This window comes from uncultured Umboniibacter sp. (assembly GCF_947497555.1).
Classification (GTDB): domain Bacteria; phylum Pseudomonadota; class Gammaproteobacteria; order Pseudomonadales; family DSM-25080; genus Umboniibacter.
In genome coordinates, this window is record NZ_CANMGY010000005.1 from 68,265 (window position 1) to 80,815 (window position 12,551).

Annotated in this window: 12 protein-coding genes and 1 tRNA gene; 2 read left to right on the forward strand and 11 right to left on the reverse strand. The window is 47.9% G+C overall.

Annotated elements, in window-relative coordinates; genetic code table 11:
- Positions 1 to 195: 195 nt before the first annotated feature.
- Complete coding sequence (locus Q0698_RS07395; RefSeq protein ID WP_298635294.1) at positions 196 to 1,848, forward strand: electron transfer flavoprotein-ubiquinone oxidoreductase; 1,653 nt, start codon at positions 196 to 198, stop codon at positions 1,846 to 1,848.
- A gap of 148 nt (positions 1,849 to 1,996) precedes the next feature.
- Here the strand turns inward: Q0698_RS07395 and Q0698_RS07400 are convergent, their stop codons facing one another.
- Positions 1,997 to 2,623: a MarC family protein gene (locus tag Q0698_RS07400; protein WP_298635296.1), complete on the reverse strand. Its 627-nt coding sequence runs from the start codon at positions 2,621 to 2,623 to the stop codon at positions 1,997 to 1,999.
- 86 nt (positions 2,624 to 2,709) lie between these two features.
- Between Q0698_RS07400 and Q0698_RS07405 the strand changes: the two genes are divergently transcribed.
- Positions 2,710 to 3,165 (forward strand): DUF4440 domain-containing protein, encoded by a 456-nt coding sequence (locus tag Q0698_RS07405; RefSeq protein ID WP_298635299.1) that lies wholly within the window; start codon positions 2,710 to 2,712, stop codon positions 3,163 to 3,165.
- Positions 3,166 to 3,174: 9 nt separating this feature from the next.
- On the opposite strand, the gene selD is transcribed toward Q0698_RS07405, so the two are convergent.
- The 10 genes from selD to thrS all read right to left on the reverse strand — a co-directional run bounded on the left by selD (position 3,175) and on the right by thrS (position 12,260).
- Positions 3,175 to 4,203 carry a selenide, water dikinase SelD gene (gene selD, locus Q0698_RS07410; protein WP_298635301.1) on the reverse strand — a complete coding sequence of 343 codons (1,029 nt, stop codon included), beginning with the start codon at positions 4,201 to 4,203 and terminating at the stop codon, positions 3,175 to 3,177.
- A 152-nt stretch (positions 4,204 to 4,355) separates the two neighbouring features.
- Positions 4,356 to 4,432 (reverse strand) — tRNA-Pro (locus Q0698_RS07415).
- A 168-nt stretch (positions 4,433 to 4,600) separates the two neighbouring features.
- Positions 4,601 to 5,242 carry a pyridoxamine 5'-phosphate oxidase gene (gene pdxH, locus Q0698_RS07420; RefSeq protein WP_298635304.1) on the reverse strand — a complete coding sequence of 214 codons (642 nt, stop codon included), beginning with the start codon at positions 5,240 to 5,242 and terminating at the stop codon, positions 4,601 to 4,603.
- Positions 5,243 to 5,259: 17 nt separating this feature from the next.
- Entirely contained in the window at positions 5,260 to 5,577 is a 318-nt protein-coding gene (ihfA, locus tag Q0698_RS07425; protein WP_298635307.1) for an integration host factor subunit alpha, read from the reverse strand.
- Between the two features lie 4 nt (positions 5,578 to 5,581).
- Entirely contained in the window at positions 5,582 to 7,963 is a 2,382-nt protein-coding gene (gene pheT, locus Q0698_RS07430; protein ID WP_298635310.1) for a phenylalanine--tRNA ligase subunit beta, read from the reverse strand.
- A gap of 12 nt (positions 7,964 to 7,975) precedes the next feature.
- On the reverse strand, positions 7,976 to 8,989 hold the full coding sequence (pheS, locus tag Q0698_RS07435; protein ID WP_298635312.1) for a phenylalanine--tRNA ligase subunit alpha: 1,014 nt from the start codon (positions 8,987 to 8,989) through the stop codon (positions 7,976 to 7,978).
- 103 nt (positions 8,990 to 9,092) lie between these two features.
- On the reverse strand, positions 9,093 to 9,449 hold the full coding sequence (gene rplT / locus Q0698_RS07440; protein WP_121876380.1) for a 50S ribosomal protein L20: 357 nt from the start codon (positions 9,447 to 9,449) through the stop codon (positions 9,093 to 9,095).
- Between the two features lie 32 nt (positions 9,450 to 9,481).
- Positions 9,482 to 9,676, reverse strand: a complete 195-nt coding sequence (rpmI, locus tag Q0698_RS07445) for a 50S ribosomal protein L35 (protein WP_121876379.1) — start codon at positions 9,674 to 9,676, stop codon at positions 9,482 to 9,484.
- Between the two features lie 64 nt (positions 9,677 to 9,740).
- Entirely contained in the window at positions 9,741 to 10,280 is a 540-nt protein-coding gene (gene infC / locus Q0698_RS07450; protein ID WP_298635546.1) for a translation initiation factor IF-3, read from the reverse strand.
- A 60-nt stretch (positions 10,281 to 10,340) separates the two neighbouring features.
- Positions 10,341 to 12,260 (reverse strand): threonine--tRNA ligase, encoded by a 1,920-nt coding sequence (gene thrS / locus Q0698_RS07455; protein WP_298635317.1) that lies wholly within the window; start codon positions 12,258 to 12,260, stop codon positions 10,341 to 10,343.
- Positions 12,261 to 12,551: the final 291 nt, after the last annotated feature.

The window sequence follows — 12,551 nt, forward strand, 5'->3', positions numbered from 1 at the left end:
TGTGACTAGAAAGAGGCTTTCAGTATTGTCTCTATAAGTCACTTGAATGTCTAAGGCGCCAGTTTACGTTTAATATCTACCCAGTTATACGTATCATGAAGCCAGAAAGTTCAGACGAGATTGTGAAATATTAAAGCCAGTCAGCAGCTTTCGTCGTAAAATAATAGCACTTACTCAGTTTAGGAGACTAAATCCATGGAACGTGAATCGATGGAATACGATGTAGTCATCGTGGGCGCAGGTCCAAGCGGACTTGCCGCAGCATGTAAACTTCGCCAGCTCAGCCAAGAGAGCGGCAAGGAAATTAGCGTCTGTTTGGTCGAGAAAGGCTCAGAGGTTGGCGCACACATCGTTTCAGGTGCCGTGTTCGAACCGAAAGCGCTGACTGAGCTGTTTCCTAACTGGAAAGAACTCGGCGCGCCACTAAATACTGAAGTGAAGCGTGATGATATCTATATGCTGAACAACGACAGTAAGCATATCAAGGTTCCAAACTTCTTCACGCCAAAGACCATGCATAATGATGGCAACTATATTATCAGCCTTGGAAATCTTTGCCGTTGGTTGGCCGAGCAAGCTGAGGAACTTGGAGTGGAGATCTTTCCTGGTTTCGCGGCAGCCGAAGTTGTCTATCACGAGGACGGCTCGGTCAAAGGTATTGCTACTGGCGATATGGGCATCGGAATGGACGGTGAACAGAAAGATAGTTATATGCCGGGAATGGAACTTCACGCAAAGTACACGCTCTTCTGCGAAGGTTGTCGTGGTTCGTTGGGTAAGGAACTTATCGAGAAGTTCAATCTCGACGAAGGTAAAGAGCCTCAGCACTATGGTATCGGCATCAAAGAGATTTGGGAAATTCCTGCCGAGCAGCACGAACAGGGTCTTGTTGTCCATACCGCGGGTTGGCCACTCGCCGAGCACGGTGCTGCAGGTGGCTCATTCCTCTATCATATTGAAGATAACCAGGTAGCGTTGGGTCTTATTACTGACTTGAGCTATAGCAATCCCTGGTTGAGTCCTTTCGAAGAGTTTCAACGCTATAAGCACCACCCGGTAGTTAAGCAGTACTTAGAAGGTGGTAAACGCATTTCCTACGGTGCTCGTGCCATCACAAAAGGCGGCCTTCAAAGTCAGCCAAAAATGAGCTTTGCCGGAGGCCTGCTCTTAGGCGATGACGCGGGGACGCTTAACTTCGCGAAGATTAAGGGCTCTCACACCGCAATGAAGTCAGGTTTGGTTGGCGCTGAGGTGGTCTTTAAGGCTGTCACGGCTGACCGTGCAAGCGACGATCTGTCTGAATTTGCCAGTGAATATAAAAAATCATGGGCCTATAAAGAGCTTCACACTCAGCGTAACTTTGGCCCTGCTCAGCACAAATGGGGCAACATTGTTGGTAGCGCCTACGCGTTCATCGATATTAATATTTTCAATGGCTCGTTGCCTTGGACTCTCAGTGACCCGAAGCCAGACCATGCACAACTTAAACCAGCCGAAGACTTTGCCGAAATCACCTATCCAAAGCCCGATGGCAAGTTAAGTTTTGATCGCCTCTCGTCAGTATTTCTTTCGAATACCAACCACGAGGAAGACCAGCCTTGTCACCTAAGGTTGAACGATGCATCGGTTCCGCTTTCAGTGAACATGCCTAAATTCGCGGAGCCCGCTCAGCGATACTGTCCTGCTGGCGTTTATGAGGTTCTTGAAGACGCTAATGGCGAGGCTAAGTTCCAAATTAATGCTCAGAACTGTGTGCACTGTAAAACCTGTGACATCAAGGATCCCAGTCAGAATATCACTTGGATAACACCTGAAGGAAGCGGTGGACCGAACTATCCGAATATGTAAGCAAAACTAGACGGCAGCTCGACAGAACAAAATACCCCAGTTGATGTTGATCAGATGGGGTATTTTTTTAGGGCGAAGACAAAAATGGAAGCGACTTTATTGCCCTACTTACGATCTCGAGTGCAGCCTATTTGCAGTTCGGCTAGTACTAACCAAGTAAACTTGGAAATAAACCCTTCATCCCCAGCGCGATAAATTCAACGGCCATAGACGCAAGAAGTAAACCCATGATACGGGTGACTACGTTCATACCTACGGTACCTAGTAGACGTGCAATGGTTGGCGCGGAACGCATGAAGATATAGAGCACGAAGGCGAGCGCCACACTGGCCAGGATTGAAATGAGCACACCGATAGTATTGGCGTAAACAATCATCGCAGAGATTGCCCCAGGACCGGCAGTAATAGGCATGGCGAGTGGTACGACCGCAATTGCGGGTCGTAATTGCGAGGCGTTCGCCTCTTCGTCAGTTTGGCGAACGTCATCGGTTTGAGCTTGCATCATCGACAGCGCCATGATCATCACCAGAATACCTCCGGCGATGCGGAAGCCATGAATACTGATTCCAAAGAACTCAAGTAGATGGTCACCAGCTAACGCCGAAATACTTAGAATAACGATAATCGCGATACTCGCCTGAAGCGCGATACTACGCCGATGAGACTCCCAGCGACCCTGTGTCATCGCAAGGAATATTGGTACTAAGCCAATTGGATTCGCTAACGCTATGAGTGTTGTAAAGACCTTGATAAAGTCTGCGTTAATCCAGTCCACAGTCCGTCCCTGAAAAATGTTTGTTTGAGGAAAAATTAGCTGATCGATCTATTATTAGAGAACTTTAGCATACAAAAGGCCATTTCATGCGATCACGACTTCTACTGACAGTACGAACACTTATCTTTGGCGCGATCATCATCGTGTTTAATAGCGCAGCAGAGGAAAGCTCGAGCGTACTCGATGAACATCCAAGTATCACGGTACTCAAGTCTCAACAGGAAGCCTGGAATCGAGGCGACCTAAACGGCTTTATGAACGGCTATTGGCAGTCCGACGAACTAAGCCTAGTAGGCCCTGAAATAATCACCAGAGGTTGGAATGAAGCGTTAGCTCGTTATGAAATTCGCTATCCTAACGTCGAAATCATGGGTACGCTTCGCTTTGATGTCATTGACATACAGCCTCTCCAAACGGATTACCTCTGGATGATCGGACGATGGCAGCTGAATCGCGCTAACGAGCGCTCAAGCGGCCATTTCACGCTACTCTGGCAACTAATTGACGGTGAATGGCTAATCGTCAGTGACCATAGTAGCTAAGAATGTGTGTTAAGCGAGAACCTTAACCCCCGTCCAATCGTTGGTCATCTCACCAATTAAGGTCAACGATTGACCCGATTCTCGAGCTAGTAATTCAAGCGAAGCTAGAGACGAAGGACTGACGCTAATAAGCAATCCGCCGCTTGTTTGTGGGTCACAGATTAGCCGATAATCAGGGCTCTCTAGGGCGTTTAGGTCCAATCCCACACCATAGCTTTGGAAGTTACGATGCGTGCCTCCGGGTACACAGTCTAGAGTAAGATAATCATGTACCCCTGGTAGTACCGGTAATTGATTAAGGGACACGGAGGCCCCTAGCACAGCACCCTCGCAGAGTTCTAAAAGATGTCCTGCAAGTCCAAATCCAGTGACGTCCGTCAGGGCATTTACCCCCGGGATATTCGCGGCAATCATACCAAAAGTATTTAGCTCCATCATAGCCTTTGCGGCAACGCCCTCATGCTCAGGCAACAGTAGTGCTCGCTTTTCAGCGGTGGTTAGAATACCGACTCCTAGTGGTTTGGTCAGTAACAGCTGGTCGCCAGCCTTAGCAGTACTGTTCTTCTTCAAATTCGCCAACGGCACCCGTCCTGTCACCGCAAGGCCAAAGATGGGTTCAGGAGAATCAATAGAGTGACCACCGGCAAGTGGTATACCAGCAAGCTCGCAAGCTCGTCGGCCGCCATTGATTACGTCACGCCCTACTGCAGGAGACAACTTATCTATCGGCCAACCGAAGATGGCGATAGCCATCAGCGGTGTGCCGCCCATCGCGTAAATATCGCTAATCGCATTAGCGGCGGCAATGTGACCGAAATCCATAGGATCATCGACAATCGGCATGAAGAAATCGGTCGTCGAAATAATTCCCGTGCCATCACCCAAATCGACCACCGCCGCATCATCTTTAGTATCGTTACCAACAACCAAACTATCGAACTGCGGCTGACTCGAGCCAGCTAGTAGCTCGGATAACACCTCCGGCGACAACTTACAGCCGCAACCGGCACCATGGCTATATTGTGTTAACTTGACCATTTCAGCTCACTTTTAGTGGGATATTAAATTGAAATTAGGGATATTTTCCTAGCATAGCGTGTCAACGGACTGCTGTCAGCATTGTCGCTTCCATTGTTCGGCGATGAACGTTTCGGCAAAAAAAACGACGGCAAATGCCGTCGCTTTTATGTTGGTCGGAATAGCGGGATTCGAACCCACGACCCCCACACCCCCAGTGTGGTGCGCTACCAGGCTGCGCTATATTCCGAAGATAACTCTGTCTGTACCTAACTCCAGCTGATCGTCAAGAAGTGTTTCAAACCACTAAGCTACGAATTTGGATCAAAAACGTCTGTAAACTACTGATTTTATTGAGACTTTAAGTATCTGGCGTTGATAATAACGCCAGCAACTTCGAGATGCAAAAGGTTTTTAATCAGGGATTATAACGGGCAAGATGCCAGCCGTTCTCTGTGCGGGTATAACGGAAGCGGTCATGAAGGCGCTCGCTTCGTCCCTGCCAAAACTCCAGGGAATGCGCCTCAATACAATAACCACCCCAAAACTCAGGACAAGGGACTTCTTTTCCCTCAAATTCACGACTAAGGGCGTCAAAACGCAAATCGAGTTCTGAGCGATCTTGAGCCATAGCGCTTTGAAACGACGACCAGGCAGCAAGTTGACTTGCGCGCGGACGACTATGAAAGTAGGCTTCGTTCTCTTCACGAGTAAGTTGATAGGCCGTACCGCTAATAATTATCTGTCGCTCTAACGGTAGCCAAGCAAATAGCAGGCTCACGTTAGCATTGAAATTAATATCCTCAGCTTTATCACTGGTGAAATTAGTGAAAAATCTAAAACCAGCTTCGTCATGCCCTTTTAGTAGCACCGTTCGCCCGGTTGGGTAGCCGTCGGGACTGACCGTTGATAACGTCATCGCGGTGGGGTCTTTGATAAGATCGCTATTCACACTTTGTTGAAACCAATGATCAAACTGCGTGTGAGGTGAGTCGGCCAATTGCTTGCGGTGGAGTTCACCGAGTTGGTATTCTCGGCGAATATCTGACATATCAGTCATGGGAATTTCTCCAAAAATCAGGAGTCTACCTCGGCAGCATCTGCAGGATGAGCCTCAACGCGAGATTTAAGCTTTTGTCCGGGCTTAAATGTAACAACGCGTCGAGGTTCTATTGGAATTTCTTCACCCGTCTTAGGGTTACGACCTGGTCGAGCGTTTTTATCTCGGAGGTCGAAATTACCAAACCCCGAGAGTTTAACCTGCTCATTATGCTCAAGCGCCTGGCGAATTTCCTCAAAGAAGAGTTCAACTAAATCCTTAGCCTCTTTTTTGTTAATGCCAAGCTCATTAAACAAGCGCTCTGCTAAATCCGCTTTAGTCAACGCTGTATGCATAATGTCAGTTCCTTAGGCTCGCCCCAAATTCGTTTGCTAGAACGTCAACTACGTTGTTAACGCAATCATTGACTTCTTCATCATTAAGAGTGCGAGATGGATGTCTAAAGGTCAAGCCCAAAGCAACACTTTTTCTTTGTTTTTCAATACCTTTGCCCTGATACACGTCAAAAATGTCTAACTCTTGGAAGATCTCGTTAGCACCTAGAAGTGTGCGGATTCGATCACAAAGTATTCCCGCGGCAATGCCTTCATCCACCACGAAAGCAAGATCGCGTCGCGTCTCGGGAAACTTAGAAACCGGTGAGTAATTTGGCAGACCATTATTGAGCAACACCTCAAGATCAATTTCTACTAATACTGCTCTCTGAGGAATGTCCAACTCGCGCTGAGTTTCAGGGTGAAGTACGCCGATCCAACCAACCGACTTGCCGTGTAGGAGGATTTCTGCACTTTGACCTGGATGAAGCGCGTCACGGGTTGCCGCAACAAACTTAAACTCATTGGTAGGAAGGATAGCTTCCAAGTCGCCCTTAACCGAGAAAAAGTCAACCGCATCTGAAGTATGATTCCACGCTTCACCGGTACGAGGACCGTAAGCCAACATCGCGAGCGTTGGGGTTTGTATCACTTCGTTATGATCTGTGCCTGGGACGAAACGTAAACCGGTTTCGAACAGACGAACTCTTCCCTGCTGGCGATTGATATTCCGCTTCAACGCGGTCACAAGGCCTGCCCAGAGGCTAGTTCTCATCACCGAGAGGTCATTGGAAATAGGGTTGGCCAACTTCACTGGATTAATACTTGGATCAATTAGCTTCTGGACCGCTGGATCAACGAAGCTGTAGGAAATAGCTTCGTGGTAATCGCGAGTAATCAAGTCTCGTCGAAGGTACTGAATAGGCTTAATTCGCTCGTCGGCCTCGCCGATTTCTAGGACCGCCTGTGGCGTGCGGGTTGGCAGGTTGTTATAGCCGTAGATACGAGCGATCTCTTCAATCAAATCAACTTCTATGGAGATATCGAAACGCCAAGTCGGAATTCGGAAGGTCCAACCTTTTGAATCATTCTCGGTCATTTCAAGTCCAAGACGATCGAGGATATCAAGCACTTCGTCATCCGAAAGTTCAAGCATTAGATACTGCTGCAACTTAGCGCGTCGTAAGGTAACGAAGCGATCAGCGACGCCGTCGGTACCCGCTTCAACGATTTGAATTGGCCCTGGCTCACCACCACAGATGGCTAACAGCAATTGGGTTGCACGTTCAATGGCGACTTCTTGCATGGCGATATCAACACCACGCTCGAAACGGTGTGATGAATCAGTATGAAGTCCATAAGAACGCGCCTTACCGGCAATTAGCTCAGGCGTGAAGTGCGCTGACTCGAAAACAATGTCCTGTGTGGACGTTGTTACGCCACTGTCCAAGCCACCCATGATACCCGCTACGGCCAATGCTTTGGAGTGATCCGCGATCACTAACGTATCTTCTTTTAGGCTGATTTCTTGCTCGTCTAGCAAGGTAATCTTTTCGTCGGCATCGGCCATACGAATCACTAATCCGTCGGTAATGTTGGCCAAATCAAAGGCGTGCATTGGCTGACCAAGCTCCAACAGGACATAGTTGGTTACATCAACAACCGGATCAATAGAGCGAATTCCTGAACGACGAAGACGTTCTTGCATCCACATCGGTGTTGCAGCAGAAACGTTGACATTCTTGACTACACGACTTGCGTATCGAGGGCAGGCTTCACCATCATAAAGAGCGACATCCATCACGTCGTCGTGACTTGGCTCAATGAAGTCAATTTCGGGGATATTTAACGGCAGGCGATTTAATACCGCAACATCCCGCGCTAGACCGATAACACCAAGGCAATCGCCGCGATTCGGCGTGAGATCTACCTCGATTAGCGAATCATCCAAATTTAGATAATCACGAATATCGGCACCAGTGGGTGCATCAGAGGGAAGCTCCCATAAACCTTCGTTGGCTTCGCTAATTTCAAGTTCCGACTCAGAACACAACATTCCGAAGCTCTCTACGCCACGTAACTTAGCCTTACGAATTTTGAAGTCTCCAGGAAGTCTGGCGCCTACCGTCGCAAACGGCACCTTAATACCTAGACGAGCATTTGGCGCACCGCAGACAACCTGCGTTAGCGTTTCGCCAATACCAGCCACTGAGCAAACCTTTAGCTTATCGGCATCAGGGTGCTGTTCGATGGCTACAATTTCACCAACGATGACACCGCTGAACTTACCAGCAGCCGCTTCAACGCCATCCACTTCTAGCCCAGCCATAGTAATCTGAGCAACTAATTCTTCGGTGGTTAATGAGGGGTTAACCCACTCTCGTAACCAGCTTTCACTAAAAATCATAATAAACCTCGATTAAAATTGCTCTAAGAACGGAATGTCGTTCTCGAAGAACAGTCGTAGATCATTGACTCGGTAACGTAGCATTGCAAGACGTTCTACACCAAAACCGAAGGCGAAGCCTGAATAGACTTCCGAGTCGATACCAGACATCTTGAATACATCAGGATGAACCATGCCGCAACCCATCACCTCCAGCCAGCCAGTATTCGAACAAATACGGCATCCTGCTCCACCACAGCTGGTACATTGAATATCAACCTCAGCGCTTGGTTCGGTAAATGGGAAATAACTTGGACGGAATCGCGTGGGAAGGTCTGCTTCAAAGAAGGCCTTCAAAAACTGATCTACAGTGCCGCGTAGGTCGGCGAAGCTCACATCCTTCGCAACGACTAAACCCTCTACCTGGTGAAACATTGGAGTGTGCGTAAGGTCAGAATCGCAACGATATACGCGGCCTGGACAGATAATACGAATGGGAGGCTCTTGACGCTCCATGGTACGAACTTGCACTGGTGAAGTGTGCGTTCGAAGAACACCACCCTCTAACGTGTAGAAGGTGTCGTGCATGGCACGCGCTGGGTGATGATCGGGAATATTTAGGGCTTCGAAGTTGTGGTAGTCATCTTCAATTTCTGGACCTTCGACGGTCTCAAAGCCAATCTTAGAGAAGATCGTTTGCATACGCTCTAGCGTACGCGTTACTGGGTGTAAGCCACCAGTAGTCGACTGTAAACCTGGTAGGCTTACGTCAATTCTTTCTGCTGCGAGCTGAGCATTAACCGCTGCAGTTTCCATAGCGGTACGCTTCTCGTTCAACGCATCTTGAACGCGCATCTTAACTTCGTTGATGCGGGCGCCGGCCTGTGGGCGCTCCTCAGGCGTTAACTTGCCAAGGTTCTTCATCAGCGCGCTGATTTTGCCTTTTTTACCCAAATAATCTACTCGAACAGCGTCAAGGGACTGAATATCTTCAGCGGAGGCGATTAACTGGATGGCCTCATCGCCCAATGAAGCAAGGTTTTCCATGCGGAATCTCCGATATCTCAATACAAAAACAGGGAAAGAGTCGCCTCTTTCCCTGCTCGTGAGAATACAGCGAACTGTACTCTAGGTATACTTTATTTGCGGTTTACGCTAAAGCTGCTTTAGCTTTCTCTACAAGAAGAGAGAAAGTTGCTTTGTCGTGAACTGCTAAATCAGCCATAACCTTACGATCAAGAGCGATAGACGCCTTTTTAAGACCGTTGATAAACTGGCTGTAGGTCATACCGTTAGCACGGCTTGCTGCGTTGATACGCGCAATCCACAGCTTACGGAAATCACGCTTCTTAACGCGACGATCGCGGTAAGCGTACTGACCTGCTTTTGTTACTGCTTGAACAGCAACGCGATAAATACGGCTACGGGCTCCATAGTAACCCTTAGCTTGCTTTAAGACTTTCTTGTGACGACGATTAGCGGTCACTCCACGTTTTACGCGAGGCATAGCCTACTTCCTTCTAAAAATTAAACTCAGGGTTACTTAGTTCGCAACATGCGATCAATTAGTACAACATCAGACTTGTGAACCAAATTGGTACCACGAAGTTGACGCTTACGCTTTGTTGTCATTTTAGTAAGGATGTGACTCTTGTGAGCACTCTTACGTTTAAAGCCGCCTGCGACTTTCTTAAAGCGCTTAGCTGCGCCACTGTGTACTTTAGCTTTCGGCATTTCGTTAACTCCAGTAAATTTCAGGATTTAATCGACAAGTAAGCCGGCATACCGAGTGCCGGGATTACTTCTTCTTTTTCGGAGCCACTACCATAGTAAGTTGACGACCTTCCATTTTGGGGTACATCTCCACACTACCGTACTCTTCAAGATCTCCTTCCAGACGTTTTAACATCTGCATACCGAGTTCTTGATGGGCCATCTCACGTCCGCGATAGCGAAGCGTAATTTTAGCCTTGTCTCCATATTCAAGGAACTTAATAAGATTGCGTAACTTAATCTTATAGTCACCTTCATCTGTACCAGGACGGAACTTGACTTCCTTCACGGTGTTTCGTACCTGATTCTTTTTAGCGGCAGCCTTCTGCTTCTTCAATTCGTAGATGTGCTTACCAAAGTCCATCACCTTACAAACAGGTGGTTCGGCATCTGGTGAGATTTCCACTAAATCGAGCTCTACTGAGCGTGCTGCTTCCAAGGCGTCTGCTAATGCTACAACACCAATCTGGTCACCGTTAGGTCCGATCAGACGGACTTCGCGAGCTTGAATATGTTGGTTAAGTTTAACCTTATTACCGCGCTCTTTACCGTTGTCTCGCTTGATAATCCAATTCTCCGTTCTAGTTACAGTTAACCACGTTGATCATGAGTGATAATACGTGGCCTAATTGCTGGCTCTTCCATACTCATTCACTGCGTTCTGCAGCAAAGATTTGAAATCCGCTAGAGGCATAGACCCTAAGTCTTCCCCTTGACGTGTTCGAACCGCAACAGTTTGCTGCTCTACTTCACGATCACCCACTACGATTAAGTATGGCACTCGCTGTAAAGTATGCTCGCGGATTTTAAAGCCGATCTTCTCGTTTCTCAAGTCCGTATTTGCCCTAAAACCATCTTTTTCCAATTCTTTTGCTACAAAAGTAGCCCAATCGCTCTGTTTATCGGTGATATTGAGGACAGAAATCTGTGTTGGCGCTAGCCAAGTCGGGAATGCACCCGCATAGTTCTCTATCAAAATACCGATAAAACGTTCGAATGAACCCAAGATCGCGCGGTGTAACATAACCGGCGTTTGACGTGAGCCATCTTCCGCGACATATTGAGCGTCAAGACGACCAGGCATGGAGAAGTCCACCTGAATGGTACCCATTTGCCATACGCGCCCAATACAGTCTTTTAGAGAGAATTCAATCTTGGGACCATAGAAAGCGCCCTCACCCGGAAGTTCTTCCCAAGGCAGATTTTTGGCATCGAGTGCATCGGCAAGTGACTTTTCAGCCTTATCCCATGATTCATCAGTCCCCACTCGACTTTCCGGACGAGTAGATAGGCGATAGATAATCTCGCTGAAACCGAAGTCATGATAGACCTCATGGAGGAAGTCAATAAAAGTAGAAACCTCAGCTTGAATCTGTTGCTCACTACAGAAGATGTGTGCATCGTCTTGAGTGAAGCCTCGAACACGCATAATGCCATGTAACGAGCCCGAAGGTTCGTTGCGATGACAGGAGCCAAATTCAGCCAATCTGAGTGGCAAATCGCGGTACGACTTCAGTCCCTGATTGAAGACCTGCACGTGACAAGGACAGTTCATCGGTTTGACGGCAAAATCACGCTCTTCAGTTTTAACCATGAACATCCCGTCAGAAAACTTATCGGCATGGCCTGATCGCTGCCAGAGTGAGTAATCGACAACCTGTGGGGTTTTGATTTCTTGGTAACCGTGGATGCGTTGCTTGGTACGCATATAGGATTCAATGGCTTGATAAACGGCCCAGCCCTTGGGGTGCCAAAACACCATACCCGGAGCCTCTTCCTGTAGGTGGAAGAAATCGAGCTGCTTACCAATTTTACGATGATCACGTTTCTCCGCTTCTTCGATACGGTGCAGATAGGCTTTTAACGCTTTCTTATCGGTCCATGCGGTACCGTAAACACGCTGAAGCATTTCGTTATTGCTATCTCCACGCCAGTAGGCGCCGGCAACCTTCATCAGCTTAAACGCTTTGATTTTCGAAGTGCTTGGTACGTGAGGTCCACGACAGAGATCTTCGAAATCACCTTGGCGATAAAGCGACAGCGCTTCATTAGCTGGAATACTCTCAATGATTTCAGCTTTATACGCTTCACCAATGCCTTTGAAATACTCAACCGCTTCATCGCGAGATAGCTCACGACGCGTAACCAGGATATCTTGCTTGGTGAGTTCAAGCATACGTTTCTCGATTGCCGCCAGATCTTCAGCGGTAAACGGGCGCTCGTAGGCAAAATCATAATAAAAGCCATCTTCGATTACAGGACCGATAGTGACCTGCGCTTCAGGGAATAGCTGCTTGACTGCTTGAGCTAGCAAATGCGCGGTAGAGTGACGAATTACCTCGAGTCCCTCTGGAGACTTCTCGGTGATAATCGCAAGTGCGGCATCGTTCTCAATAAGATACGACGCATCGCGCTCTACGCCATCGACCACACCAGCCAGGGTCGCCTTTGCGAGACCAGGACCGATATCGGCGGCAACGTCGAGAATAGAAACAGGAGAATCAAATTGACGGCTACTGCCGTCTGGGAGCGTAATGCTAGGCATTAGAGACCTCTTTTCAGTGGTGACCCCTACGAAAGGCCACGTGATGGGCTGCTTGGGCAGCCTAAATTAAGTTTGAAGCAGCAGTATATAGCCCAAGGATAGTTCGTGCAATCTAGGCATTCTCACTATCTTGATCCAGCCGACTATTCATTGCTGGAATGCTGACATATGTAACTATTGCTTGATAAATCTTTGAGTTGTAATGAAAATGAAAAGATCAGCATTCAGAGTCCAACAGGTCAAAAGCCCTATATGCTGACGTAACTACAGTTCTATAACAAAAATGAGTCC